The sequence below is a fragment of the Amycolatopsis sp. PSD-21 genome (assembly GCF_055561455.1).
Genome location: NZ_CM145712.1, coordinates 2901718 through 2928219, shown reverse-complemented (window position 1 = coordinate 2928219; position 26502 = coordinate 2901718). Strand labels below are relative to the sequence as shown.

Sequence of the window (26502 nt, the reverse complement as noted above, 5' to 3'; positions counted from 1 at the left end):
TCGAAACGATCGATCGGTGACTTCACCCCTGGCGGGGCTGTGCGGGACTCAGAAGTCGACCGGCGCGGGGGCGGCTTCGGCGTCGACGGCGGCACCGATGCCGAGCTTCTCCTTGATGCGCTTCTCGATCTCGTTGGCGATGTCCGGGTTGTCCAGCAGGAACTTCCGGGCGTTCTCCTTGCCCTGGCCCAGCTGGTCGCCCTCGTAGGTGTACCAGGCGCCGGACTTGCGCAGGATGCCCTGGTCGACGCCCATGTCGATCAACGAACCCTCGCGGGAGACACCCTTGCCGTAAAGGATGTCGAACTCGGCCTGCTTGAAGGGCGGGGCGACCTTGTTCTTGACGACCTTGACGCGGGTGCGGTTGCCGACGGGCTCGCCGCCGTCCTTCAGCGTCTCGATGCGGCGGACGTCCAGGCGGACCGAGGCGTAGAACTTCAGCGCCTTACCACCGGTCGTGGTCTCCGGGGAGCCGAACATGACGCCGATCTTCTCGCGCAGCTGGTTGATGAAGATCGCGGTGGTGCCGGAGTTGTTCATCGCACCGGTCATCTTCCGCAGCGCCTGGCTCATCAGCCGGGCCTGGAGGCCGACGTGGTTGTCGCCCATCTCGCCCTCGATCTCGGCACGCGGCACGAGCGCGGCGACCGAGTCGATGACCAGGATGTCGAGCGCGCCGGAGCGGATCAGCATGTCCGCGATCTCGAGCGCCTGCTCACCGGTGTCCGGCTGGGAGACCAGCAGCGCGTCGGTGTCGACGCCGAGCTTCTTGGCGTACTCCGGGTCCAGCGCGTGCTCCGCGTCGATGAACGCGGCGATGCCGCCGTTCTTCTGCGCGTTGGCGACCGCGTGGAGCGCGACGGTGGTCTTACCGGAGGACTCCGGACCGTAGATCTCGATGACCCGGCCGCGGGGAAGGCCACCGATCCCGAGCGCGACGTCGAGTGCGATGGCGCCGGTGGGGATGACCTCGATCGGCGCGCGGCCCTCTTCGCCGAGGCGCATGACCGAGCCCTTGCCGTACTGCTTGTCGATCTGGGCGAGGGCCAGTTCGAGCGCCTTGTCCTTGTCGGGTGCTGCTGGTGCCATGGAGTCCACCTCGTTGGTTGAGCCGGGTAGGGCTTGTTCAGTTCTGAGCTGTCGGGTCCGACGCTACGGGCGACCACCGACAATTCCAGGCCTCGCGCCCAAGCTGTGGATCGCTGACCCCGTTGTGGACAACACCCTAGACGAACGTGTGTTCGAGGCCGCGACCGACACGCCGTCACGCTAGGGTTCTTGCCTTTTCGCCGAGGTCAGCGCCGCTCGGGCGGGATCTCGAAGGCTTCGCAGACCGCCCGCCAGACGTCCTTGGCCGAGGTTCCCGCGTCGAGGGCCTGTTCGACGGTCCGGCCCCCGAGTTCGCCGAAGACGTGATCCCTGGCGAGGGTTTCCGCACGTCCGGGACCGAATTCGTCGGCCATCAGCCGCCGGAAGACCGTGATACGCATCGGGAGAAGTCTAGCCCCGCCTCGAGCACGAAACGCGTGAAGGCCCCCTTCCCTCGGCTGAGCCGAGGGAAGGGGGCCTTCACGCGCGAACAGGGCTATTCGCCCGGCTGGACGCTCTTTTCGAAGTAGTCGGCCAGTTCGCCCGGCGTCGGGTTCTGGCCCTCGGCCGGGACCTGGTAGATGAAGCCGACCAGCGGCCGGTCGGTCACGGTGAACACCAGCACGGCGGCGTTCCGCCCGGCGGCCGAGGAGTACTGGCCCTCCAGGGCGTTGCCTGCCCACTTGGCCTCGGTGCGGTCCCCGCCGGCCGATTTGAGCAGTCCGTCGGTGTAGGCCTTGAGCTTGTCCGCGGAGTCGCTCTGCAGATAGGTCACCTGGGTCCCGGCGCGGCCAGGGGCGGAGCAGGTCGACGTCACGCCGAGATCCTCCGCCGGTTTCGCCGGCCCGTTGCCCATGCCGGGTTTGCAGTCGCCGGTGTCGGCGATCTTCCCGGCGAGCTGGCGCAGGCAGCCGGTGAGGCCCTTGTCGTCGGCCGCGCCGGGCGCCTTGCACTCTTCGGCCGTGTAGGTCGCCACCGACGAGGACGTCAGGAAGTAGGTGAGCCCGGCGGCGAGCAGCACGACGACGGCCACGATGGCACCGATGACCAGCGGCTTCTTCTTGCTCGCGGGCGCCTTGTCACCGGCGGTCTGGCCGGCCAGCGAGTACGTCGGGAAATTCGTCGGCGCGGGCTGCTGAACCTGCTGCGGACCGCTGTTCGGGTAACCCGACTGGGGGAAACCGCCGGATTGGCCGGGGCCGCCGCCCGAGTACCCCGGGATCGACGCGACCTGCTGCTGCGGCGGCGCGTACGGGCCCGAAGCACCGGGCCCGACCTGATGCGCGCCGGTTCCCGCGGCGACCTGCCCCTCGACGCCCTGCGTGCGCGAGCTGATGCCGTCGGAGGCGACGTGCTGGGCGCCGAGCGCGACCGCGGTCTCGGGCTGGTCCAGGCTGCCGGGGACGACGCCGAGCTTCTCCGCGATCAGGCTCCCGACCAGCGGGAGTCGGCTCGAACCGCCGACGAGGTAGATACCGGCGAGCCGGTCCGGGGTCATCCCGGCCGAGCGGACCACCCGCGACATCAGCTCGACACTGCGCAGCATCGAGGGCCGCACCAGCGCTTCGAGTTCCCCTCGCGTGACGAGGACGTCCTCGAACGGCTCCGGCATCGGGACCTCGGTCTGCGGGTGCCGCGAGAGGGCCTCCTTCGCCGCCTTCACGTCCTCTTGCAACGCACGCCGCGTACGACGGTCCGGAGTGGACTCGGGCCGCAGGACCCGCTGCCAGCGCTGGGGATCCTTGTGCGAGACCTCGCGGCCGACGTGCACCAGGAGCGCCTGGTCGACGTCGAGACCACCGAGGTCGGGGAGGCCGTCTTCGGCGACGACGGTGAAGCCGCCGTTCGGGGTCGCGCCGACGATCGCGACGTCGAAGGTGCCTGCGCCGAGGTCGTACACGGCGAGCGCCTGACCGGGCGCGAGCGTCTTGCCGGGGAACGACGCGAAGTGCGCGGCCGCGGCGACCGGCTCGGGCACGAGCACCAGGTTGCTGCCCATCCCGGCGAGCCGGGCGGCGGACAGCAGCACGTTGCGGCGGGTCGGGCCCCACTGCGCGGGGTGGGTGAGCCGGACCTCGTCGGGCAGGTCCCCGCCGAGCTGGCGGGTGGTCTCGTCGAGGACGCGGCGCAGGATCGCGGCCAGCACCTCGCTGACCGGGATGACGTCGGTGCCCAGCAGGAGCGTCTGCTCGTCGATGCGGCGTTTGGGGTTGGGCTCGAAGCGGGTCGGGTCGAGGCGGGCGCGGCGTTCGGCGTCGCGGCCGACCATGATCGTGCCGTCCTCGGTGGCGAACACCGCGGACGGCATGTTGGCCGAACCGTCGACTTCGACCACGCGCGGAGGCCTCCCGTGCGCCGAAAGGACGGCCACGGTGTTGGACGTCCCGAGGTCCACCGACAGGATCCGCACAGCTCATACCCCTTCACAGACGAACGGCGACCGCCCCAGCACTGATCCGGTCGCGCTGGCGGTGATGCTCCCATGAGCGAGGTCACCGCACGTGCGGAACCCGCCGAACTCGTCCCCGAGCGGGTGCCTCGTCACAGCCTCGGAGCGAAACTGTCGGTGGTCCGGCGCAGTATGGAGGGCGTGGCACACGTACTCGACCTCTTCTCCCCCGCGACCAGGGACTGGTTCACCGGGGCCTTCGCCGCGCCCACCCGCGCGCAGGAGGGCGCGTGGCGTGCCGCGCACGCGAAGGAACACGCGCTGGTCGTGGCCCCCACGGGCTCCGGTAAGACGCTCTCGGCGTTCCTCTGGGCGCTGGACAGGCTGTCGGTCGAGCCGCCGCCGTCCGAGCCGAGGAAACGCTGCCGTGTCCTCTACGTCTCCCCGCTGAAGGCGCTGGCGGTCGACGTCCAGCGCAACCTGCGGGCACCGCTGGCGGGCATCTCGCAGGCGTCGCGGCGGCTCGGGCTGCCGGTGCCGGACATCGGCGTCGGCATGCGCACGGGCGACACCACCGCGGCCGAGCGGCGCTCGTTCGGCAAGACCCCGCCGGACGTGCTGGTCACCACGCCGGAGTCGCTGTTCCTGATCCTCACCTCCTCCGCCCGCGATTCGCTGCGCGGCGTGGAGACGGTGATCATCGACGAGGTCCACGCGGTCGCGGGCGGCAAACGCGGCGCGCATCTGGCCTTGTCCCTGGAGCGGCTCGACGCTTTGTTGGAGAAGCCCGCCCAGCGGATCGGGCTGTCGGCGACGGTCCGGCCGATCGACGAGGTCGCCTCCTTCCTGGCGGGCGGCAGGCCGGTCACCATCGTCCAGCCGAAGCTCGCGAAGACGATCGAGGTCCGCGTCGAGGTCCCGGTCGAGGACATGTCCAATCTCGACGGTCCTCAAGGGCCGAAGCAGAACGAAGACCTCGACGCCGGCCTCGCGCGTTTGCCCGGGTCGCTGGAGGACATCGACGGCGCGCCGCGGCGGCCGTCGATCTGGCCCGCGGTGGAGGAACGCGTCCTCGAACTGATCCAGGCGCACCGGTCGACGATCGTGTTCGCCAACTCGCGGCGGCTCACCGAGCGGATGACCGCGCGGCTCAACGAACTCGTCGCGGAGCAGGCCGAGCTGGAGCCGGATCAGCGGTATCCGGCCGAGGCGATCGGTCAGTCCGGGCTCACCACCGGGGCGGCGCCGGTGATCGCGCGGGCGCACCACGGCTCGATGTCGCGCGAGCAGCGCACCCATGTGGAAGAGGAGCTCAAGTCCGGGCGGCTGGCCTGCGTCGTGGCGACGTCCTCTTTGGAGCTGGGCATCGACATGGGCGCCGTCGATCTCGTCGTGCAGATCGAGGCACCGCCGACGGTCGCTTCGGGGCTGCAGCGGGTCGGCCGGGCCGGGCACCAGGTCGGCGCGGTGTCGAGCGGGGTGATGTTCCCGAAGTTCCGGGGCGACCTCGTCTCGTGCGCGGTGGTCGCGGAACGGATGGCGTCCGGGGCGATCGAGGCGGTGCGGTACCCCCGGAACCCGTTGGACGTGCTGGCGCAGCAGGTCGTGGCGATGGTGGCGCTGGAATCCTGGACGGTCGACGAGCTGGCCGCCCTCGCCCGCCGGGCGGCGCCGTTCGCGTCCCTTCCGGACGACGCGTTGCTCGCCGTGCTCGACATGCTCGCCGGCCGGTACCCCAGCGAGGAGTTCGGCGAGCTGCGCGCCCGGATCACCTGGGACAGGGTCACCGGCGAGCTGCACGGTCGTCCGGGGTCGCAGCGGCTGGCGGTGACCTCCGGCGGCACGATCCCCGACCGCGGCCTGTTCACCGTGATGACGCCGGGTTCCGACGGCAAACCCGGGTCACGCGTGGGCGAGCTCGACGAGGAGATGGTCTACGAGTCCCGCGTCGGCGACACGATCCTGCTCGGCACCTCCTCCTGGCGGGTCACCGACATCACCCACGACCGCGTGATCGTGGTCCCCGCGCCGGGCGAGCCCGCCCGGATGCCGTTCTGGAAGGGCGACGCCCCCGGCCGCCCGCTGGAACTGGGGCGGGCGCTGGGCGCGTTCGTCCGCGAACTGTCCACTTCGGAACCGTCGGCGGCCAGGGAACGTGCCGCCGTCGCCGGGCTGGACGAGTACGCCTGCGACAACCTGCTGGCGTACCTGGCGGAGCAGAAGTCGGCCACGCGGCATGTGCCGAACGACAAAACCGTGCTGCTGGAACGGTTTCGCGACGAGCTGGGCGACTGGCGGGTCATCCTGCACTCGCCGTTCGGCGCGCAGGTCAACGCGCCGTGGGCGCTCGCGATCGCGGCCCGGCTGCGGGAGAACCGCGGGGTCGACGCCCAGGTCGCGCATTCCGACGACGGCATCGTGCTGCGGCTGCCCGAGGCGCTCGACATGGACGGCGCCGAGGTCACCATCGGCGTCGAGGACGTCCTGCTCGATCCGGAAGAGGTCGAGCAGCTGATCGTCGCCGAGGTCGGCGGTTCGGCGTTGTTCGCCGCGCGGTTCCGGGAATGCGCGGCGCGGTCGCTGCTGCTCCCCCGCCGGGATCCGCGCCGTCGCACCCCGCTGTGGCAGCAGCGGCAGCGCGCGTCCCAGCTGCTTTCGGTCGCGGCCAAGTACGAGCGGTTCCCCGTGGTGCTGGAGGCGATGCGGGAAGTCCTGCAGGACGTGTACGACGTCGGCGGGCTGCGCGAGCTGATGTCCGACGTCCGCTCCCGCAAGGTCAAACTGGTCGAGGTCGAGACACCGTCGGCGTCGCCGTTCGCGCGCAGTCTGCTGTTCGGCTACGTCGGGATGTTCCTGTACGAGACGGACGCCCCGCTCGCGGAACGGCGCGCCGCGGCGCTGGCGCTGGATTCGACGCTGCTGGCCGAACTGCTCGGCACCGAGGCGATCCGCGAGCTGCTGGACGCCGAAGTCGTCGCCGAAGTCGAGCGCTCCCTGCAACGCCTCGACCCGGACAGGCACGCCCGCAACGCCGAGGACGCCGCGGATTTGTTGCGATTCCTCGGGGATCTCTCGATCGAGGAGGCCGCCGCGCGCGGCATCCAACGGGAATGGCTGGAGGAGCTGGAGGCCGCGCGGCGGGTGATCCGGGTCCGTATCGGCGGCGGAGAACGCTTCATCGCCATCGAAGACGCGGGCCGCGTGCGGGACGCGCTGGGCACCGCGCTTCCGGTCGGGGTGCCGGAGGCGTTCACCGAGCCGGTCGAGGATCCCGTCGGCGACCTGCTGTCGCGCTATTCGCGCAGCCGCGGCCCGTTCAGCGCCCGGCAGGCGGCCGAGCGGTTCGGGCTCGGAACGGCGGTCGTCACCGGCGTGCTGGACAGGCTGACCGCGCAGGGCAGGCTGGTCCGGGGCGAGCTGAGCCCCGTCGGGCATCCGGAGCCCCACGGCGTCGGGATGGAGTTCTGCGACGCTTCGGTGCTGCGCAGGCTCCGGCGGGCGTCGCTGGCCAGGCTGCGGGCCGAGGTCGAGCCGGTCGAACCGGCCGCGCTGGGGCGATTCCTGCCCTCGTGGCACGGCATCGGGGCGCGAGTACGGTCGGCGCCGACGGCGGACGACGTGCTGTCCGTGGTCGAGCAACTGGCCGGCGCCCCGCTCCCGGCGAGCGCCGTCGAGTCGCTGATCCTGCCGAGCAGGCTGCCCGGCTACACCCCGTCGCTGCTGGACGAACTCACCACGGCTGGCGAGGTCACCTGGTGCGGCTGCGGCTCCCTGTCCGGCGGGGACGGCTGGCTGGCGCTCGCGCCCACGGACGTCGCCGATCTGCTGTTGCCGGATCTCGACGACGATCTGCCCTCCGGCCCGCTCCATCAGGCCATTCTGTCCACTTTGGAGGGTGGAGCGCAGTTCTTCCGCCAGCTCGTGGACCGGGCGTCGCCGTTGGTCGAAACCCCGCCCAACGACGGTGAAGTCGTGGCGGCGCTGTGGGATCTCGTGTGGGCGGGCCTGGTCACCGGGGACACGCTGGGCCCGCTGCGGGCGCAGGTCTCCGGTTCCGGCGCGGCGCACAAGCCACGCCGTCAGGCTCCTCGCGGCCGGTACGCGCGGCTTCGGGCCGGGCGCCCGGCGATGCCTTCGCGCACCGGGCCGCCGACGGTGGCCGGCCGCTGGGCACTCACCCCGGGGCGGGAGGCGGATCCGACCAGGCGCGCGCTGGCGCGGACGGAGGCCTTCCTGGAACGGCACGGCGTCCTCACCCGCGGCGCCCTCGACACCGAACGCGTGACCGGCGGTTTTTCGGGGATCTACAAGGTTTTGCGTGGCATGGAGGATTCGGGGCAGGTCGTCCGGGGGTACGTGGTCGAGGGGCTCGGCGCGGCGCAGTTCGCGGCGAAGGGCGCCGTCGACAGGCTGCGCGCGCAGTCCGGGAACCAGCGCACCACCACGGAAGGCGCCGTCGTCCTCGCCGCCGCCGACCCGGCCCAGCCCTACGGCGCCGCGTTGCCGTGGCCCGCCGCGACGGGCGACACGAAGCACCGTCCGGCAAGGAAAGCGGGTGCGCTGGCGGTGCTCGTGGACGGCGTCCCGGCGATGTACGTCGAACGCGGCGGCCGGTCGCTGCTGAGCTTCACCGAAGACCAGGAGGCGCTGCGGTCGGCCGCGCGGGCGCTGTCCACGGCGGTGCGGGAAGGCTGGCTGGGGCAGCTCGCGGTGCAGAAGGCCGACGGCGAGGTGGCGCTCACCTCGGAGCTTTCAGCCGTCCTTCAGGAGGCGGGTTTCCGGGCGACTCCCAAGGGTCTGCGCCTGCGGGCCTAGAATCACCGCTCAGACCTGCGGAGAAGGACGTTCGAACATGGTGATGCGCGACCTGCGCTATTTCGGGGATCCCGTGCTCAAGACCGTATGCGACCCGGTCACGACATTCGACAAGAAGATCGAGTCGCTGGTGACCGATCTGATGGACGGGGTGAAACCGGCCGGGCGCGCGGGTCTCGCGGCTCCGCAGATCGGGGTCGGGCTGCGGGTGTTCAGCTACGACGTCGGCGGGCTGAGCGGGTACGTGATCAACCCCGAGATCGTCGAGCTGTCCGAAGAGACGCACGAGATCGGCGAGGGCTGTCTGTCGGTGCCCGAGCTGTGGTTCCCGGTCGTCCGCGCGAAGCACGCCGTGGTGCGCGGTGTCGACCTGCGCAACGAGCCGGTCGAGGTCGAGGGCGTCGACGTGCTCGCCCAGTGCCTGCAGCACGAGACCGATCACCTCGACGGCAAGCTGTACCTGGAGCGCCTCACCCCCGAGCGCAAGAAGCGCGCCCTGGGCGAGGCCCGCGGCAAAGACTGGTTCTGGAACCGCTGACCCCCTCCCGCGTTTCGTCCTCTGAATGCGGTGGTTGGCATCCCGGACTACCGCATCCAGAGGACTAAATGCGGGCGTCGGGGAGCCGGAAGCGCAGGGTGCCCGGGTCGCCGGGGGCGCGTTCGGGGCGGAGCCCCACGCGGGTGGCGGTGCGATGGAGGGAATCGTCGCCGGGCAGGCAGACGGCGGTGAGCTCGCGCTCCCCCTTGGCCATGGCGAGCGTGGCGAGCCGGGTCAGCAGAGCGGTGCCGATGCCTTGGCGCTGCCAGGAATCCTCGACCAGCAGCGAGACTTCGGCCGCGCCGCCGTCGGCGGACGGGATCAGCTGGCCGAGACCGATCACGTCCCGGCCGCAGACCGCGAGCAGGCTGATCCCGCGCGGCGGCATCAGGAGCCGGTGCAGCCAGCGACGCGGCACGGCGCGCATTCCGGTGTGGTAGCGGTGGAAGAGCGTCGTCATCGAGCATCTCTGGTGCAGCGCGGACACCGCTTCCGCGTCACCGGGGACACCCTTGCGCAGGACGATCGCGGCGCCGTCGGCCCGGTCGAGCACGATCGGGCCGGTCACGTTGTCGCGGACGGCGGCGATCAGGCCGGTCAGCGCGACGGCGCGGCTCAGTTCCAGTTCGACGAACGGCGACCACCGGCGGCGCGCGACGAACGCGGCGCCGTCCCCCGCCGGGAACACCGCGCGGTGCCCGCCTTCCGTGCGTGCCGGGTTCGCCTCGATCGACGGGACCTTGGTGACGACGTCGGCCGCGAGGACGCCGCGGAGCACTTCCGCGAGGCCGCCGGGCTCCTCGACGGCCCGTTTGGCCGCGGTGAGCGTCGCGGTGGCCGGGTCGACCAGTTCGGCCAGATCCGCGTCGATGACGGCGGAGCATTCGCATCCTTCGTCGCGGATCGCGTCGACGAGCAGCTGGCGAGGCAGACCGGTCGCCGGCCGCAGGACGATCTCGTCGAGCACGCCGCCGGGGACCGGGAGCACCGACAGCCCGAGGATGTTGCATTCGAGGTCGGCGAGCCGGATCGCGATCCTGGCCAGCGTGCCGGGGCGGTCGTCCACGCGGATCCGGACGCGCCAGGCCGACGCGGCGGCGGTCTCTTCGCGGGGATGGACCAGGGTGGGCCGGGCTCGATAGGTCTCCATGACTCCACGGTCCCGGCCGGTTGTTGCCTGCCAACGGCGCGGGTGTTTCGCTCACGTCAGCGTTCGACGCCACCGCGCAACCCCGGCGAAACACTCAGCGGGGCGGAAGCACGCTGAACTCGTTGCCCTCCGGATCCACCATGGCTTCGCCACGCTCCCCTGACGCGCCCAGCTCCCGCAGGCGCCGGATCTCGGCCGCCCGGCCCTTGCCCCGCCGGGGCGCGATCTCGAACCGCAGCCTGTTCCTGTGCCGCTTCTCTTCTCGCGTGGCGAGGAACTCGATCCACGGGCCGCGACCGTCCGGTGGCCGCAGGCCGACGATCGTCTTCTCCCGGACGCCGACCTCCCAGCCAAGGGCGGCCGCCCAGAACCGCGCGAGCCGCTCTGGATCGAGCGCGTCGGTGACGACCGAGGCGATCGCGCCGGTGCCCTCGTACTGCTCGCGTGGCTCGAGGACGCAGAACTCGTTGCCCTCGGGGTCCGCGAGCACCACCCACGGCACCCGTTTCTCCTCCGGCGGGCCCTGGCCGATGTCGATGTGCCGTGCGCCGAGGGACAGCGCACGGTCCACCAGCTCGGCCTGGTGCCCGGGCGAACGGCTCGCCAGATCCAAATGCAGGCGGTTCTTGCCCCGTTTGGGGCCCGCCTCGGAGCGGAACGCCGGTTGGAAGGGGGCGTCCCAGCTGAACAGCCCTTCCCAGAAACCCGCCAGATCTCTGGGAAGGGCCGAGTCGAAGACCAGGTTCACCAGCTGTGCCACCGCACCGGTGAATCTAGACGGCACCACCGACACTTCCGGGCGTTCCGGGCACATCTCCAGCTCCGCCGACTGGCGCTGACCGGTTTGGCTTCCCCACCGACCGGTCATCGGGTCGCGAGCCGCAGAAGGGCCCAGAGTTGTCCCGCCATGTCCTGGTCTCCGCTGACCGTCACCGCCGTCGGACCCGCCCGGCCCCAGAGCCAGCGGTAGATCTTGTCCGGTTTGCCGGTGACCAGGTCGTCCGCGCGCTGGGCCTCCTCGGCCGAGCACCGCCAGGCGACCGTTTCCGTGGGCCCCGCCCTGGCGATCCAGGTGTGGCCCGCGGTGCGCACGCCGACCGAGCCGGTCTTGGTGCCGGACAGCCCCAGCAACGGCAGCCGCTGGCCGAACCAGAGCACCAGCGCCTCGTCGATCCCGTCGAGTGCCACGTCTTCGGGGATCTCCGAGACGTCCCGGCCGGCCGCGCCCTCCGCGTCGATCCGGTGGATCGTCGTCTCGTGCGCCATCCGCCGCCGCCAGAACCCGTAGCTGCGGTCCGCCGGCCACCAGGTCGGCGCCAGTTCGTCCGGATCGTGCGCGGACAGTTCGGCGACGAGTTCGTCCCGGCCCTCGCGGAAGTACTCCGCCAGGCTCTGTCCCGGCCCCGGTTTGCGCTGCCAGTGCTCGGGACGCCGTCCGTCGGTGATCCAGCGGCGGGTGACCCGGTACACGCTGCCCACGTGCCTGAGGACCTCCCCGAGCGTCCAGCCCGGGCAGGTCGGGACCGGCGCGTCGGCGGACGCGGTATGCGCCACCTGGGCCATCAACTCGGTTTCGGCGCCGATCACCTCCAGGAACCTGCCCTGGTCGATCATGGCCTGCCCGGCCATCGGGCACCCCCTCTCCGTGGCGCGCTCTGTCTCTCGGTGAACCCGCGTCCGCGATCGGCGTCGGCAGGGCGCAACCTGGTCTTTCAAGTCACGAAGGTGGTGAAGGCGCCTGGCCAGGCGGGTTCACGGGTATGGCCGCTTTCCGGACGAACCGCGGCTCCGCCAACAGACCGCTAAGCCACATGCGCCGAATCACCCATCGGCAGCCCGTGCACCACCCGTCGCACCAGTTCCAGGAACACCGTGGCGGCCCGGGTCAGCTCGTCCGCCAGCTCGACGGTGACCTTGCCGGTGATCCCCGCCTGAGCGGCGGCCCGCGTCGCCGAATTGGCCGCGAAGAACGCCGCCCATTCCTTGAGCTCGGGCGCGACGGAGTCGAGCAGCACCCAGCCGCTCGCCGGCCGGGCACGGCCCCGGTGCGGACGGCCTCGGGCCTCCAGCACCGCCGCCGCGCCCCGCAGCGCGGCGAGATACGCCCCGATGAACCGCTCGGCGGGATCGCTTTCCCGCTCTGCTTCGGCGAGCCCCCGCCTCGCCTGTGCGTACAAGGAGACCGCCGCGGGTGGTGCCGGCGGGCGCAACGACATGGGCAGGGCGGGCTGTGCGGCGCCCCCCGGCCTCTCGGCTTCGTCGGGGGACACGACCGAAACGGACATGACGACCCTCCTCCTGTACGTGAGCGCCTGCCGGTGCCCGGCGCCGAGGCGCTTCCCCCGCCCCCGCGCCGGGCACCTACCGGTGCGCGCTCACCGAATGTCGAACGTCTGTTCGAACAAGTCCAATGTAACCCCGAAGTGCCCCATTCCTCAACCCCGTACCGGGGTGATCGCCGCATGTGGTGCGGGACACGGCATCGGCCACGTGATCTCATAGGCGTATGAGCACCATCGACCATCCCTCGGTGGCCAAGGTCGCGGCCGCGCTCGCCGAAGCGGGCCAGCACGCCGCCGCCGACGGGATCCGGATCCTCCCCGCCGAAGTCCGCACGGCCGCGCAGGCCGCCGAAGCGCTCGGTGTCGAGGTCGGCGCGATCGCCAACAGCCTCGTCTTCCGCAGCCGCGCCGGTGACACGGAGACGGCCCTGCTCGCCCTGACCTCCGGCGCGCACCGCGCCGACACCGGTCTCCTCGCCTCGCTGACCGGCGCCGACGAGATCGGGAAGGCCGACGCGGATTTCGTCCGCGCGCACACCGGTCAGCCGATCGGCGGCGTCGCCCCGGTCGGTCACCCGAAGGCGTTGACCACCCTCGTCGACACCGCGTTACGCGCACACGAGGTGGTCTGGGCCGCCGCCGGACATCCGAAGTCGGTGTACCCCACGACGTTCGACGACCTCGTCGCGCTGACCGGGGGCACTCCCGCGGACGTCGCGGGCGGCGGGCAGGATGGGCGCCCGTGACCGCGATGTCCTCGGAATGCACCCGTTACGTCCAGCTGTCCGCGGACGAGTTCCGCGCCCGGCTCCCCGAGGCGCTGACCATCTACGTCAACGCCATGCGCTACCCCGAAGGCACGGCGGAGCAACGCGCGCCGATGTGGCTCACGCACGCGCTGCGCGAAGGCTGGCGCTGCATGGCCGCGCTCGACGCGGACGGCGTCCTGCTCGGGCTCGCCTACGGCTACAAGGGCCGCGGCGGCCAGTGGTGGCACGAACAGGTCCGCCACGGCCTGACCCGGCGTGAGGGCCAGGCCGCCGCCGAGCACTGGATGTCCGACTACTTCGAGCTCACCGAGATCCACGTCAGCCCCGAAAGCCAGGGGAAGCGGATCGGCGAGGACCTCCTGCGACGGCTGCTCGACGGCGTGCCCAGCGCCCACGTCCTCCTCTCCACGCCGGAAGGCACCAGCCGGGCCTGGAACCTGTACCGGCGGGTCGGGTTCGTCGACGTGCTGCGGGACTACCACTTCGCCGGGGATCCGCGGCCGTTCGCGATCCTCGGCCGGACACTGCCGCTCTAGGGCTTCGAATACGCCACGGTGAGCGCGGCGATGAGCACCACCGCGCCGCACCAGCCCACGGCGCCGAGCCGTTCCCCGAGCACGGCCATGGACAGCAGCGCGGCGGTCAGCGGTTCGAGCAGGGCGGACAACGCGGCCAGGACGGGATGCGCGCTTTCGAGACCGCGGAAGTACGCGGCGTACGCCAGCGCCGTCGGCACGACGCCGAAGTAGACGACGAGCGCGAGCACGTCGGCCTGGAACGGCACCGCCATCCCGAACCACAGCGCCGCGGGGGCGAGCGCGGCACCGCCGATCAGGCAGCCGAAAGCCGTGGTGGGCAAAGGATCGAGGCCTTCGACACGGGTCGCGGTAACCAGCGTCAGCGCGGCGAACCCGGCCGCGGCGAGCAGGGCGAACAGCACTCCGGCGACGTCGACCTCCTGGCCGGGCGTCCACTGCAGCAGCGCGAGCCCGACGAGGGACCCGGCCACGGACACCGCCGTCCACGCTCCAGGAAGGCGGCGGGTCTTGACGGCCGTCGCGACGGCGAGCAGGACGGGCGCGCTGCCGATGGTGGTCATCGTCGCGACGCTCACCGAACTCAGCGAGACCGAGGCGAAGTAGCTGGTCTGGAAGAGGGCGAACAAGCCGCCGACCGCCAGGAGGCGACGGCGGACCTGGGGCGTGCGGGGGAAGCCGCGAAGGCCTCCGGTGAGCCAGAGATAGCCGGTGGCGATCACGCCGCCGATGAGCAGCCGGTACGCGGCGACGCTCAGGGGATGCAGTCCCGCGCGGGAGGCGAGCAGGGAGCCGGCGAGGCCGCCGGTCCCCCAGAGGACTCCGGCGAGGACGAGCGCGGCCGACGATCGGGCGCGCGTGGGTACGGCAACGGACATGGGGAAACGCTCCTGCGTCTGTGTCGGTCGGAAAGGACGTCGACGACGCGGGGTGCTTCAGTGCAGCACGGATCGGCCGGGCGGCTGGAACGCCGCGCGGCCGGAGACACCCCGCTCAGGAAGCGGGGGGTGGGGTGACGAGAAAGATCCGGTGCACGAGGGGAACGTATCAAGGCGGGCAAGCGAATAAAGCCGAAGGGCGCTTTCCCCGCGTGTGACGCGGGAAAAGCGCCCTTCGTTCGGCTCAGTCGAGCGCGGCCAGCATCTCCCGCAGCGTGTCCAGCCCCATCCCGCCGAGCGCCAGCGCCCGCGTGTGGAACTGCTTGATGTCGAACGCGTCGCCCTGCCGCGCGCGGGCCTCCTCACGGGCGGCGAGCCAGAGCCGTTCGCCGAGCTTGTACGACGGCGCCTGCCCGGGCCAGCCCAGGTAGCGGTCGATCTCGTCGTGCACGTGGGCCGGGTCGGTGACGGTCCGGGTGAGCATGAACTCCAGGCCCAGTTCGGGCGTCCACCGCTCGCCCTCGTGGAAGCCGGTGCCCGCCGGGATCTCCAGTTCCAGGTGCATGCCGATGTCGACGATCACGCGCGCGGCGCGGAACAGCTGCTCGGACAGCATGCCGAGCAGTTCGCCGTCGTCGGTGAGGAAGCCGAGGTCCTCCATCAGCCGCTCGGAGTACAGCGCCCAGCCCTCGGCGTGCCCGGAGGTGAACGCCAGCAGCCGCTGGTACTTGTTGAGCGACTCCGACTGGTCGACCGCGGTCGCGATCTGCAGGTGGTGACCCGGCGCGCCCTCGTGGTAGACGGTGCTGACCTCGCGCCAGGTGGTGAACTCGTCCCGGCCCTGCGGCAGCGACCACCACATGCGGCCGGGGCGGGAGAAGTCCTCGCTCGGGCCGGTGTAGTACGCGCCGACGGTGCCGCCGGGCGGGGCGATCTTGCACTCCAGCGCCATCACCCGGTCGGAGATGTCGAAGTGCTTGCCGCGCAACGACTTCAGCGCGTTGTCGGACAGATTCTGCATCCAGGCCTGGAATTCGGCCCGGCCGCGGACGGTGTACTTGGGATCGGCGTCGAGGACGGCGGCCGCCTCGGCGAGGGTGGCGCCGGGCTTGATCCGGCCGGCGACCTCGCGCATCTCGGTTTCGAGGCGGGTGAATTCGGCCCAGCCCCAGGCGTAGGCCTCGTCCAGGTCCAGGGTGGCGCCGGTGAACACCCGGGACCACAGCTTGTACACCTCGGCGCCGACGGCGTCCTTGACCGGCGCCAGCGGGGCGAGTTCGGCCCGGAGGAAACCGGCGAACTCCGCGTACGCCTCCTGAGCGGCGTGAGCGGCCTGGCCGAGTTCGGCGCGGAGCTTCTCGTCGACGTTCTTCGCGTCCGCGACGAGGGTCTCGAAGAATCCGGTTTCGTCCTTCAGCCCCGCCCAGGTTTCGGCCTGCGTGGCGACCTTGCCGACCTGACGCAACGCCGACACCCGTCCCGCGTCCGCGGCCGCGAGCAGCGAGGTGCGGAGACCGTCGAGCGCTTCGGGCACCCTCGCCATCCGGGCGGCGATCGTCGCCCAGTCCTCCGCGGTCTCGGTGGGCATGTAGTCGAAGACCATGCGCACTTCCTGCACGGGGCTTTCGATCACGTTCAGCACCGCGAGGTCGAGACCCGCCTCGTGGATCTCCAGCTGCAGCCCGATCCGCTCGGTGAACACCGCCTTGGCCGCGCGCTCGCCGTCGTCGGCGGGTTCGGCCGCTTCGATGTCGGCCAGCGCGCGGGCGGCGATGGCGGCCCGCGCCGCGTGCCCGGCGGGCGAGTAGTCGGTCAGCTGGTCGTCGTATCCGGTGATGCCGAACGTCGTCGCGGCGACGGGGTCGGCCGCGGCGTACTCGTCGACGTACCGGTCACAGATCTGGTGCACACTTCGCGCGGTTGAAGCCATGACCGGCACGCTACCGGGACGGCGGGCGACTTCGGTACGGAGTTACGCGCGGGCCGGGACCAGCCCGAGCCTGCTGACCACCTCGCGGGTGGCCTTGGACCGGTTGAACGTGTAGAAGTGCAGGTCGGGGACGCCTTCGGCGATGAGCCGCTCGCCCAGTTCGGTCACCGCGTCGATCCCCGCGGCACGGAACGCCTTCGGGTCGCCGGCCAGCGGTTCGAGCCGGTCCAGCAGCCGCCGCGGCGCGGGCGCGCCGGACAGCTTGATCGACGTGTGCAGGGTCCGCGGCGTGGTCAGCGGCATGATCCCGGGGATGACCAGCGCCTCGCAGCCGGTGGCCGCCACCCGGTCGCGCAGGCGGAGGAAGTCCTCCGGCTCGAAGAACAGCTGCGCGATCGCGAAATCCGCGCCGGCGCGGAGCTTGCGCACGAGGTACTCGGTGTCGGCTTCGAGGTTCGCCGAGCGCGGGTGGCCGTACGGGAAGGCCGAAACGCCGACGCAGAAGTCGCCGAGCGAACGCACCAGCTCGACGAGTTCCTCGGCGTAGTTGAGCCCCTGCGGATGCGGGACCCAGTCGCCGTAGACGTCGCCCGGCGGGTCGCCCCGCAGCGCGAGGATGTTCCGCACGCCGACGGCGGCGTACCAGCCGATGACGTTGCGCAGTTCCGCTACCGAGTGGTTCACGGCGGTGAGGTGCGCCATCGGCACCAGCGTGGTTTCGGTGGCGACGCGGGCGATGCTGCGGATCGTGCCGTCGCGGCTGGAGCCGCCGGCGCCGTAGGTGATCGACATGTACGCCGGGTCCAGCGGCTCGAGCTCCCGGATCGACTTCCACAGCACGGCCTCGTCGGCCGCGTCGCGGGGAGGGAAGAACTCGATGGAGAACACGGGTCCATCACCCTGCAACCGCTCGACCACCGAAGTCATTCCGCCATTTTAGGGGGGAATGTCCGCTGGCTGGGAGCCCCCTCTCAGGCTTTGGGCGTGCGACGTCAGCCACGTACGAGCGGTTGCCGAGCGGCGCGGGCCTGGGGAGACTCGAGGGCGAGCACAGGGAGCCGCCATGAGCGCCGAAACCGACACCAGCTGGGACGAGGACGTCCGCGTCGCGGTCTACCGCGCGTTCGCCGAGCACGGGAGGCCGCCGACGGCCCCGGAACTGGCCGACGCCGCCCACGGATCACTCGCGGTGGCGAAACAGGCGCTGCACCGGCTCGCCGAGCGGCGGCATCTCGTGCTCGACGAATGCGAGCACGTCGTGCTGGCGCATCCGTTCGCGGCGATCCCGCTGGGGTTCTCCGTGATGGGCGCGCACACGCTGTGGTGGGGCGGCTGCGCGTGGGACGCGTTCGCGATCCCCCATCTGGTCAAGGCCGAACCCGAGGTGCTGGTGTCCACGCGCTGCCGCGGCTGCGGGGAGCCGCACGCCCTGCTGGTGAACGACCGCACCCCACCGAAGGGTGAACTGGTCGCGCATTTCCTGGTGCCGGTGGCGCGGATGTGGGACGACGTCGTGCACACCTGCGCCAACCAGCGCCTGTTCTGCGGCGAGTCCTGTGTGGACGAATGGCTGACGGAAACGGGGCAGGACAAGGGTTACGTCATGGATCTGGCGACGCTGTGGCGGCTCGCGGCCGGGTGGTACGAGGGCAGACTCGAGCACGGGTACACCCGCCGGGATCCGGCCGCCGCGGCCGCGTACTTCGCGCAGGCCGGGCTGAGCGGGCCGTTCTGGAGCTAGATCACGAACCGCAGCAAGGTGGCTGTCGCTTCGTCGGTGGAGGCAGCGGACGGGCGTCCCAAGGCGTGTCGCGAAAGCCACTTTCGGGACATCTGACGTCCCGAAAGTGGCTTTCGCGACACGTGCGCCCGCTCGCTAGCCGAGGAACCGCAGCACCGCCGTGACGACGACCCCGCAGAGGATCGCGGCGAGCGCGGGCACGCGCAGCGCGTAGGTCACCGCGATCGCGGCCAGTCCGGCGCAGAGCGTCCAGTCGAGCCCGGACCAGTCCGGACCGGTCACGTCCGTGAGCACGAGACCGGCCAGCAACGCGGGCGCGAGCAGCGCGATCACGGCCGCGACCCGCGGCGGCAGCGTCCGGTCGCCGAGCAGGACCGGCCCCGCCGCCTTGAACCCGATGCTGACCAGCGCCACGAGGACGATGGCGAGCCAGAGTGTCATCGCCGCACCCCCAAGCCGAGCAGCGCGGCGGCCGCGGCGCCGATCAGGGCGAGGCCGACCGGGACGAACAGCACCAGGATCCCGGCCAGGCAGGCGGCGAGTGCCGCCGTGAGGACCGCCTGGCGCGAACGGCGCAGCTCGTCGATGAGCAGGACCAGGAAGAAGCCGGGGAACACGACGTCGAGCCCGAACCGCGCGACGACGTCCGGTGGCGGCGCGGCCAGGACACCGAGCACCGTCCCCAGCACCCACGCGGGCAGCTGGACGAGCGTGCAGCCGATGAGCTTTTCGCGATCGAAGCGCCCTTCGCCGAGGTGGGCGGCCACCCACGAACCGTCGACGACGGCCTGGCCTTCCCACGCGCGGCGCAGGCGCCCACCGCGCAGATCCGAGGCGACGGCGGCGCCCATCGGCAGGAACCGGGCGTTGATCAGGGCCGCCGCGCCGACCGCGACGGCGAGATTCCCGCCGCCCGCGAGCGCGGTCGCCATCGCGAACTGGGCCGAACCGGAGAACACGACGATCGACGCGACGATCGGGGCGGCGATCCCCCAGCCCAGCGTCTGGCTGTACGCGCCGAAGGTGACACCGAGAACGAAGGTCGCGACACCCAGCCCAAGCCCGACACGGGCGCCGGCCAGGTAGCTGTGCCGGAGCGTTGTCATAGCTCGACCCTAACAAGCTAAACTCAGTTTGACCATTAGGAGGACGAGTGGACACCCACTGGGACGGGTACGACAGCATCGGCGGTAGCGTGCCGTTGGACCTGGTCAACACCGTTTCCTGGCGGCGCGACCCGGCCCGGCGGCAAGACCGGCTCTCCACCCCGGAACGGCTGTCCGAGTGGGTGGTCCTGGTCGGCGCGGGCACCGAGCGGCTGGAGATCTCCGAAGCCGTACTGGAGAAGGTGAAGGCCTTCCGCGAAACGCTCTACCGCGTCCTCGTCTCGGCTCCGCCGGACCCCGCGGCGCTGCGAAAGCCGCTTATCGAGGCCTACCGGCACGCCTCGCTCCCGCCGTCCTTGCCACTGAGGTGGGTGGTGCCGCTGGAGAACGGCGACGCGCTGCCGCACTTCCTCGCGCTGGCGGCCGAAGACCTGCTCCGGACCGGGAATCTGGAGCGCATCCGCGAGTGCGAGGGCCCGGGGTGCGGCTGGATCTTCACCGACCACACGCGCAACCGGTCGCGGCGCTGGTGCAGTTCGTCGGACTGCGGGAACCGGGCGCGGGCGAAACGGCACTACGACAAGACCCGCGGCTGACGTCTCGTTCGCCACATTCGAAGGCACCCGACTGGGTCACGGGGACGTCCTTCCCGGAGGATGTGCTCATGGACACGTCCGCCTACGACGCCGATCTGCCCGCCCACGTCGAGCGGGCGCTGGCCGGGTTCCTCGAGCGCGCCGGTGCCGAGATCCGCCGCACCGAACCGGTCGTCGGCGTCGGGATCGACGCGCTCGCCGCGTTCGTCCTGGGCGGTGGCAAACGCCTGCGCCCGACGTTCGCCTGGTGGGGCTGGCGCGGCGCGGGCGGCGATCCGGCGGGGCCCGACGTCGAAGGCGTGCTGCAGGCGGTGGCGAGCCTGGAGCTGATCCAGGCGTGCGCGCTGATCCACGACGACCTCATCGACTCCTCCGATTCGCGACGCGGTTCCCCGACGGTGCACATCGCGGGCGCCAAACTGCACGCCGACAGCGGCTGGCTGGGTTCGCCGAGCACGTTCGGGCTCGCGACCGCTGTCCTGGTCGGCGACCTCGCGCTGGCCTGGGCCGACGACATGTTCGGCGAGGCCCCGCTCCCGCCCGCGGCCCTCGCGGCGGCACGGCCGGCGTGGCGCGCGATGCGCACCGAAGTGCTCGCCGGTCAGTACCTCGACGTCCGCACGCAGGCCACCGGCGACGCCTCCCCCGAGGCGGCGCTGCACATCTGCAAGCTCAAGACGGCCGCGTACACCGTCCAGCGCCCATTGCACCTCGGTGCCGCGCTCGGTGGCGCCGACGACGCTCTGATCGCGACGTTGCGTGAGTTCGGGGACGAGGTCGGCGTGGCGTTCCAGCTGCGAGACGACCTGCTCGGCGTGTTCGGCGACCCGTCGGTCACCGGCAAGCCCGCGGGCGACGACCTGCGTGAGGGCAAGCGGACGCTGCTGGTCGCGCTGGGTCTCCAGCGCGCGGCCGAGCAGGGCAAGGACGCGGCGGCGAAGGTCATCTCCGACGCCATCGGCGACGCCCACCTGTCCGAAGAGGCCGTCGAGACCGTGCGGGAGGCGCTGCAGGACGTCGGCGCCGTCGACGCGGTGGAACGCCGGATCGACGAGCTCACCGACTCCGCGATGGCGGCGCTGGACCGCGCTCACCTGGCCGAGCCCGCTCCCGCCGCGCTGACCGGACTGGTCGTCAAGGCGACCCAGCGGACGTACTGATGCGCACTGTCACCGGTCCGAGTGACCACGTGGTGGTGATCGGTGGCGGGCTCGCCGGGCTGTCGGCGACGCTGCACCTGCTCGGCGCCGGCCGCCGGGTGACCCTGCTGGAGCAGGACAAGAGCCCGGGAGGCCGGGCCGGTCAGGCGGATTTCGGCGGCAACACCATCGACACCGGCGCCAGCGTGCTGACCATGCCGGAACTGCTCGACGAGGCCTTTTCCGCGGTCGGCGAATCCCTGGCGGGCAATCTCACGCTGACGCGGCTCGACCCGGCGTATCGCGCGAGGTTCGCCGACGGCAGCACGATCGCCGTGCACACCGACGCGGCGGCCATGGAGGCCGAGATCCGCGCGGCCGCGGGCCCGGCCGAGGCCGACGGATATCGCAGACTCCGCCGCTGGCTGACCGAGCTGTACGCGGTCCAGAAGGACCATTTCATCGGCGCGAACTTCGATTCCCCACTCGATCTCGTCCGCCCGGAGCTGGCGAAATTGGCCGCGCTGGGCGGTTTCGGCCGCCTCGGTCCGAAGATCGGCCGGTTCCTGCGTGACGACCGGGTGCGCCGCCTGTTCTCCTTCCAGGCGCTCTACGCGGGCCTCGATCCGGCGCGCGCGATCGGCGCGTACGGCGTCATCTCCTACATGGACACCGTCGGCGGGGTCTACTACCCATCGGGCGGGATGGGCGAGATCGCGCGGGCCATGGCGAAGGCGGCCGAACGTGCCGGCGCGGAACTGCGCTTCGGCACCGAAGCCGCTTGGCTGGAAAGGGTTTCCTCGCGGGTGCGTGCGGTGCGAACCCGGACCGGTGAGCGGATCCCTTGCGACACGGTGGTTCTGGCGACCGAACTCGGCACCGCGTACCGGCTGCTCGGCGCCCGCCCCCGGCGGCCGCTGCCGCTGCGGTACTCGCCGTCGGCCGTCGTCCTGCACGGGCACGCGCCGAATTCCTGGCCGGATCTGGGCCACCACACCATCTTCTTCGGTCGCGCCTGGGAGAAGACGTTCTCGGAGATCATCCGCGAGGGCAAGCTGATGAGCGACCCCTCGCTGCTGGTGACCCGGCCGACCGCGACCGAACCCGGCCTCGCCCCCGGCGGCGGCGAGGTGATCTCGGTGCTGGCCCCGGCGCCGAACCTGCGCCGCGGCAAGATCGACTGGCGCCGGGTCGGGCCCGCCTATCGCGCGGAACTGCTGCGCACTCTGGAAAAGCGCGGTCTCACCGGGTTCACGGACGACTTCTCCGTCGACGAGACGATCACCCCGGAGGGTTGGGCGGAGCGCGGGCTCACCGCGGGCACGCCGTTCTCGCTCGCGCACACCTTCGCCCAGACCGGCCCGTTCCGGCCGGGGAACCTCGTGCGAGCGGCGGAAAACGTCGTACTGGCGGGCTGCGGGACCACGCCCGGCGTCGGCATCCCGCCGGTGGTGATCTCGGGCAGGCTCGCGGCGGGAAGGGTCACCGGCCGGTGAACGAGCTCGACGCCGCGGGGGTCACCGAGCCGTCGTTGCGGGCCGCGTATACCGAATGCCGCCGCATCAACGCGCACTACGGGCGCACCTTCTTCCTCGCGACCAGGCTGCTGCCGGCGCGGACGCGTCCGTTCGCGCACGCGCTGTACGGCTTCGCGCGGATGGCGGACGAAGTGGTCGACAACCCCGCGCCCGGCACCGCTCCCGCGGTCGCGCTCGACGAGGTCGCCGTCATGGTCGCGCGGGTCTTCGACGGCGGCACGCCCGCCGATCCGGTGCTGGCCGCGCTCGCCGACACCGTGCGGCGCCACGACCTGGACCGCGAGCTGTTCGACGCGTTCTTGCGGTCCATGGCGATGGACCTCAAGATCACCGAATACGCGACCTACGCCGATCTCCAGGAGTACATCCACGGTTCGGCCGAGGTGATCGGGCTGCAGATGCTGCCCGTCTTCGGCACCGTCGTCCCGGTCGCCGAAGCCGTGCCCGGGGCCGCGGCGCTCGGTGAGGCGTTCCAGCTGACCAACTTCCTGCGCGACGTCGGCGAAGACCTCGACCGGGGGCGGCTGTACCTGCCGACCGAGGAGCTGGCCGCGTTCGGCGTCGACCGCGAACTGCTCGAATGGTCCCGTGCCCGCGGCCTGCCCGACCGGCGGGTGCGGCGCGCGCTCGCCGTCGCGGTGGCGCGCAACCGGGCGGTCTACCGCCGCGCCGAAGCGGGTATCCCGTTGCTGCGCCCGGAATCCCGCGACTGCGTGCGGACGGCGCTCGTGCTCTACGAAGGCATTCTCGACGAAATCGCGGCCCTGGGTTACGACGTGCTGAACACGCGCGCGGTCGTCCCGCGCCGTCGTCGGCTGGGTGTCGCACTGCCGAGGTTTTTGGCGAGCGCGTGGAGCAACTCCAGGCTTAGGGTGCGAACATGACCACTGCTGAGAACAGGAAGATCCGGATCGGCGTCCAGCTGCAGCCCCAGCACGCCGAGTACAAGGCGATCCGCCGGGCGGCTTCGGAGGCCGAAGACCTCGGTGTGGACATCGTCTTCAACTGGGACCATTTCTATCCGCTCTACGGTGAGCCCGAGGGTCTGCACTACGAGTGCTGGACCATGCTGGGCGCCTGGGCGGAGTCCACGTCGCGGGTCGAGATCGGCGCGCTGGTGACGTGCAACAGCTACCGCAACCCCGAACTGCTGGCCGACATGGCCCGCACCGTCGACAACATCTCCGACGGGCGGCTGATCCTCGGCATCGGCTCCGGCTGGTTCGAGAAGGACTACGACGAGTACGGCTACGAGTTCGGCACCGCGGGCGGGCGGCTCGACAACCTCGCGGAGGCGCTCCCGCGGATCGAGAGCAGGCTGGGCAAGCTGAACCCGCAGCCGGTCCGGGACATCCCGGTGCTGATCGGTGGCGGCGGCGAAAAGAAGACGCTGCGCCTGGTCGCGAAGCACGCCGACATCTGGCACGGCTTCGGCGACCCGGAGGTCGTGGAGCGCAAGGTCAAGATCCTCGACCAGCACTGCGCCGACGTCGGCCGGGACCCGAAGGAGATCGAGCGTTCGGTCGCCGTCGAGGGCGAGCCCGAGGAGCTGGGCCCGAAGCTGCTGGAGCTGGGTGTCTCGCTGTTCACCGTGGCGACCGGCGGACCGGACTACAACCTCGACAAGCTGCGGTCCTGGATCGCCTGGCGGGACAAGCAGCAGTCCTGACCCGCTTGGTACCGGGGTTGTGCCGGGCTTGGCCGGAGGTTGCGAAAGCCACTTTCGCAACGTCGGCCGTGGCCGGGCCCGGCACCGCCCTGGTGATCATGTCGCGAAAGCCACTTTCGAGACATCTGGTGTCCCGAAAGTGGCTTTCGCGACACCAGCTCCCGACCCCCAGGCCTCCACGGGCCAGGCCCGGCATCACCAGCGGCCGGAAGCCAGTAGATACCTAAGACACCTCGGCTGGAGCCGCATTTACGCTCACGAGCGTTGCCGCCGGTGAGCCGCGACCCGCTCCCGGGTGGCGCACCGCGTCGAGCAGTACCGCCGCGGGCTCCCCCCACCCAGGTGCGCGAACGGCTTCCCGCAACCCGCAGCGGCGCACAGTCCGCCCGGCGGCGCCTGACGGTCCGCGAGCAGCACGGCCAGCGCGAGCGCGGACGACGTCACCAGCCACGCGCCCCACGGCCCGTCGTCGTCGGCGTCCACGTGGAGATGCCAGCCGAACCCGTCGGCGTGATCGGTCAGCCGCGGCGGATGCGCGTGGCGAGCCAGCAGCCGGTTGAGCACTCCGGCCGCCTCCTCGACATCCCGCGCCGCGAACACCTCCCGCAGCTCGAAGGCCGCCTCACGCAACGAAGCCACGTCCGACGGCTTCAAGTCGACAGAGGTCTCGCCGTGCGCTTCCAGGACGGAACGGACGTCCAAAGCCGAGGGGTCCGGTGCGAGCAGCACCGTCAGCAGATCCACCGCCCGTTGCGCCGCCGCCCGGGCCGAACGGCCAGGCAGGAAATCCCGCTGCGCTGAAGTCATATCTCACTGTAACGTCTCACCCATGAGAGGCCGTTACAGGCTCGCCGCCTATTTGACCGGCGCGACGATCGCGAGGACCGGCGACGAGCTGTCGGGACCGGCGTTGCTGCTGCTCGGCATCGCTGTCGACGGAACGGCCACCACCGGGTCGGCGCTGCTCGCGGGCCTGACGATCTCCGCGGCGGCGGGCGGGCCGCTACTCGGCGCCCTGCTCGATCGCAGTCCCCGGCCAGGGCGGTTGCTGGCTTGGGCACTGCTGGCCTACGCGGGCGGGCTCGGCGCGGTGCTGGCGCTGGTCGAAATCCCCGCGGCGATCGCGGTGGCCGTCGCGGCCGGGCTGCTGAACCCCGCCCTGGCGGGCGGTTGGACGGCGCAACTGCCGAACGTCCGCGGCACGACACCGCTGGCGAGGGCGAGCACGCTCGACGCGATGACGTTCACCGCCGCGAGCCTCGCCGGACCGGGACTCGCCGGCCTCGTGGCCGCGTACGCCGGAGCCCCGGCCGCCGTGGCGCTCGCGATCACACTGGTCGTCGCCGCCTTCCCGGCCGCGTGGTCACTTCCGGCCGCCGAAGCGAAGCCCACGAGACCGATCCGCCGTCAACTCGCCGACGGATTCGCGGTCCTCTTCCGCAACAGCGCCCTGCTGCGAGCCACCGCGACGTCCACGGTGTCCTTCGTCGGCATCGGGATGGCCATCGTCTGCTACCCGCTGCTCGGCGCCCAACGGCTGGGGAACCCGGGCTTCGGCGCACTGCTGCTCACCGTGCTGGCCGCCGCGTCGCTGGTCGCGAACGCGGCACTGGCCCGCAAACCACTGCCGCCGGACCGCACCGTGCTCGCCAGCACGCTTCTACTGGGCGCGAGCTTCGTCCTCGCGGCGTACGGGCACGACATGGCGACCCTGTCGGCCGCCGCCGTGCTCGCCGGATTCGCCGAAGGGCCGCAGCTTTCGTCGCTGTTCGCCATCCGGCACCGCGAAGCGCCCGCGGCGGTCCGGGCTCAGGTGTTCACGACGGCGGCGAGCGTGAAGATCACCGGGCTCGCGGCGGGTGCCGCGCTCGCGGGACCGCTGAGCGCACTCTCCGTAACCGTCGCGCTGAGCGCCGCGGCGGGCTGCCAGATCCTGGCGGCCGCGACGTATGTGCTGGTCGGAACTAGAAGGCCATCGCCTGCGCGCGCCGCTTGACCTCGGTGCCGTGGCTGGTGCGGAGCGCGTTGACCGGGGTCGTCCCCGGCAGGGTCTCGTCCGCGGCGAAAAGCCACCGCAGCATCTCGGTCCGGCTGAAACCGGCGTCCGCGAGCACCGTGATGGTGCCCGCCAGGCCCTTGACCACGCCGTCCTTGACCAGGAACGCGACCGGGACGTACAGCTCGCCCTTGCGCCGGACGGCGATCAGGTGGCCGTCGCGCAGCATCTGGCGGACCTTGTTGGCCGAGACGTTCAGCGCTGTCGCGACCTCCGGAACCGGGAGAACGGCCACATCTGCGTCAAGAACGTCGTCGGCGACGGGAATACCACTCACAGG

The 26502-nt window shown here is 71.5% G+C and carries 25 protein-coding genes; 11 read left to right on the top strand and 14 right to left on the bottom strand.

The annotated features are described in order from the left end of the window. Positions 1-48: 48 nt before the first annotated feature. The 3 genes from recA to ACZ1DY_RS14170 all read right to left on the bottom strand — a co-directional run bounded on the left by recA (position 49) and on the right by ACZ1DY_RS14170 (position 3499). Positions 49-1089, bottom strand: coding sequence for a recombinase RecA (recA, locus tag ACZ1DY_RS14180; RefSeq protein ID WP_005164741.1), 1041 nt, complete (start codon positions 1087-1089; stop codon positions 49-51). Between the two features lie 206 nt (positions 1090-1295). After that, positions 1296-1490 carry a DUF3046 domain-containing protein gene (locus ACZ1DY_RS14175; RefSeq protein ID WP_126734939.1) on the bottom strand — a complete coding sequence of 65 codons (195 nt, stop codon included), beginning with the start codon at positions 1488-1490 and terminating at the stop codon, positions 1296-1298. 95 nt (positions 1491-1585) lie between these two features. After that, on the bottom strand, positions 1586-3499 hold the full coding sequence (locus tag ACZ1DY_RS14170) for an Hsp70 family protein (protein ID WP_465484636.1): 1914 nt from the start codon (positions 3497-3499) through the stop codon (positions 1586-1588). A 171-nt stretch (positions 3500-3670) separates the two neighbouring features. Here ACZ1DY_RS14170 and ACZ1DY_RS14165 point away from each other — a divergent pair, with 171 nt between their 5' ends. Together ACZ1DY_RS14165 and def are read left to right on the top strand one after the other, a co-directional pair. Next, a complete protein-coding gene (locus ACZ1DY_RS14165) occupies positions 3671-8293 on the top strand; it encodes an ATP-dependent helicase (protein ID WP_465485657.1) in 4623 nt (1540 codons plus the stop codon). 37 nt (positions 8294-8330) lie between these two features. Continuing rightward, entirely contained in the window at positions 8331-8831 is a 501-nt protein-coding gene (gene def, locus ACZ1DY_RS14160; protein WP_037343240.1) for a peptide deformylase, read from the top strand. 64 nt (positions 8832-8895) lie between these two features. Here def and ACZ1DY_RS14155 read toward each other — a convergent pair whose 3' ends face one another. From ACZ1DY_RS14155 to ACZ1DY_RS14140, 4 genes are all read right to left on the bottom strand, one after another. Next, the gene (locus ACZ1DY_RS14155) at positions 8896-9981 is read right to left on the bottom strand and encodes a GNAT family N-acetyltransferase (protein WP_257488056.1); all 1086 of its coding nucleotides are present in this window, start codon (positions 9979-9981) and stop codon (positions 8896-8898) included. Positions 9982-10075: 94 nt separating this feature from the next. Then, positions 10076-10795, bottom strand: coding sequence for a VOC family protein (locus ACZ1DY_RS14150; protein WP_465484635.1), 720 nt, complete (start codon positions 10793-10795; stop codon positions 10076-10078). Positions 10796-10845: 50 nt separating this feature from the next. Next, entirely contained in the window at positions 10846-11610 is a 765-nt protein-coding gene (locus ACZ1DY_RS14145) for a maleylpyruvate isomerase family mycothiol-dependent enzyme (RefSeq protein WP_126734944.1), read from the bottom strand. 173 nt (positions 11611-11783) lie between these two features. Further along, a complete protein-coding gene (locus ACZ1DY_RS14140; RefSeq protein WP_126734945.1) occupies positions 11784-12266 on the bottom strand; it encodes an SAV_6107 family HEPN domain-containing protein in 483 nt (160 codons plus the stop codon). A gap of 221 nt (positions 12267-12487) precedes the next feature. Between ACZ1DY_RS14140 and ACZ1DY_RS14135 the strand changes: the two genes are divergently transcribed. After that, positions 12488-13009, top strand: a complete 522-nt coding sequence (locus ACZ1DY_RS14135) for a YbaK/EbsC family protein (protein WP_465484634.1) — start codon at positions 12488-12490, stop codon at positions 13007-13009. Further along, positions 13006-13569 carry a GNAT family N-acetyltransferase gene (locus tag ACZ1DY_RS14130; protein WP_016332697.1) on the top strand — a complete coding sequence of 188 codons (564 nt, stop codon included), beginning with the start codon at positions 13006-13008 and terminating at the stop codon, positions 13567-13569. The genes ACZ1DY_RS14135 and ACZ1DY_RS14130 overlap by 4 nt, the downstream gene beginning before the upstream one ends. Here ACZ1DY_RS14130 and ACZ1DY_RS14125 read toward each other — a convergent pair. The 3 genes from ACZ1DY_RS14125 to ACZ1DY_RS14115 form a co-directional block, all read right to left on the bottom strand. Then, entirely contained in the window at positions 13566-14447 is an 882-nt protein-coding gene (locus ACZ1DY_RS14125) for a DMT family transporter (RefSeq protein ID WP_257488058.1), read from the bottom strand. The two genes, ACZ1DY_RS14130 and ACZ1DY_RS14125, sit on opposite strands and share 4 nt — an antisense overlap. A 244-nt stretch (positions 14448-14691) precedes the next feature. Then, the gene (locus ACZ1DY_RS14120) at positions 14692-16377 is read right to left on the bottom strand and encodes a DUF885 domain-containing protein (protein WP_465484633.1); all 1686 of its coding nucleotides are present in this window, start codon (positions 16375-16377) and stop codon (positions 14692-14694) included. Between the two features lie 42 nt (positions 16378-16419). Continuing rightward, positions 16420-17304 carry a methylenetetrahydrofolate reductase gene (locus tag ACZ1DY_RS14115; protein ID WP_126734949.1) on the bottom strand — a complete coding sequence of 295 codons (885 nt, stop codon included), beginning with the start codon at positions 17302-17304 and terminating at the stop codon, positions 16420-16422. 136 nt (positions 17305-17440) lie between these two features. Here ACZ1DY_RS14115 and merB point away from each other — a divergent pair, with 136 nt between their 5' ends. Beyond that, a complete protein-coding gene (gene merB / locus ACZ1DY_RS14110) occupies positions 17441-18118 on the top strand; it encodes an organomercurial lyase (RefSeq protein ID WP_126734950.1) in 678 nt (225 codons plus the stop codon). Positions 18119-18253: 135 nt separating this feature from the next. Here the strand turns inward: merB and ACZ1DY_RS14105 are convergent, their stop codons facing one another. Then, positions 18254-18559 carry an AzlD domain-containing protein gene (locus tag ACZ1DY_RS14105; RefSeq protein WP_465484632.1) on the bottom strand — a complete coding sequence of 102 codons (306 nt, stop codon included), beginning with the start codon at positions 18557-18559 and terminating at the stop codon, positions 18254-18256. Further along, positions 18556-19224, bottom strand: a complete 669-nt coding sequence (locus ACZ1DY_RS14100) for an AzlC family ABC transporter permease (protein WP_465484631.1) — start codon at positions 19222-19224, stop codon at positions 18556-18558. The genes ACZ1DY_RS14105 and ACZ1DY_RS14100 overlap by 4 nt, the downstream gene beginning before the upstream one ends. A 47-nt stretch (positions 19225-19271) precedes the next feature. Here ACZ1DY_RS14100 and ACZ1DY_RS14095 point away from each other — a divergent pair, with 47 nt between their 5' ends. The 5 genes from ACZ1DY_RS14095 to ACZ1DY_RS14075 all read left to right on the top strand — a co-directional run bounded on the left by ACZ1DY_RS14095 (position 19272) and on the right by ACZ1DY_RS14075 (position 24166). Then, positions 19272-19820: a CGNR zinc finger domain-containing protein gene (locus tag ACZ1DY_RS14095; RefSeq protein WP_257488062.1), complete on the top strand. Its 549-nt coding sequence runs from the start codon at positions 19272-19274 to the stop codon at positions 19818-19820. Between the two features lie 68 nt (positions 19821-19888). Further along, positions 19889-20980: a polyprenyl synthetase family protein gene (locus ACZ1DY_RS14090; RefSeq protein WP_126734953.1), complete on the top strand. Its 1092-nt coding sequence runs from the start codon at positions 19889-19891 to the stop codon at positions 20978-20980. Continuing rightward, entirely contained in the window at positions 20980-22455 is a 1476-nt protein-coding gene (gene crtI / locus ACZ1DY_RS14085; protein WP_465484630.1) for a phytoene desaturase family protein, read from the top strand. Before ACZ1DY_RS14090 ends, crtI begins: the two co-directional genes overlap by 1 nt. Then, positions 22452-23381, top strand: a complete 930-nt coding sequence (locus tag ACZ1DY_RS14080) for a phytoene/squalene synthase family protein (protein WP_465484629.1) — start codon at positions 22452-22454, stop codon at positions 23379-23381. The genes crtI and ACZ1DY_RS14080 overlap by 4 nt, the downstream gene beginning before the upstream one ends. Further along, on the top strand, positions 23378-24166 hold the full coding sequence (locus tag ACZ1DY_RS14075; RefSeq protein WP_219153419.1) for an LLM class F420-dependent oxidoreductase: 789 nt from the start codon (positions 23378-23380) through the stop codon (positions 24164-24166). The genes ACZ1DY_RS14080 and ACZ1DY_RS14075 overlap by 4 nt, the downstream gene beginning before the upstream one ends. A gap of 255 nt (positions 24167-24421) precedes the next feature. On the opposite strand, the gene ACZ1DY_RS14070 is transcribed toward ACZ1DY_RS14075, so the two are convergent. Next, positions 24422-24973, bottom strand: a complete 552-nt coding sequence (locus tag ACZ1DY_RS14070; RefSeq protein WP_465484628.1) for a CGNR zinc finger domain-containing protein — start codon at positions 24971-24973, stop codon at positions 24422-24424. Between the two features lie 22 nt (positions 24974-24995). On the opposite strand from ACZ1DY_RS14070, the gene ACZ1DY_RS14065 reads away from it, so the two are divergent. After that, positions 24996-26162: an MFS transporter gene (locus ACZ1DY_RS14065; RefSeq protein WP_465484627.1), complete on the top strand. Its 1167-nt coding sequence runs from the start codon at positions 24996-24998 to the stop codon at positions 26160-26162. Here ACZ1DY_RS14065 and ACZ1DY_RS14060 read toward each other — a convergent pair. Next, complete coding sequence (locus ACZ1DY_RS14060; protein WP_126734959.1) at positions 26131-26499, bottom strand: Rv2175c family DNA-binding protein; 369 nt, start codon at positions 26497-26499, stop codon at positions 26131-26133. The two genes, ACZ1DY_RS14065 and ACZ1DY_RS14060, sit on opposite strands and share 32 nt — an antisense overlap. Positions 26500-26502: the final 3 nt, after the last annotated feature.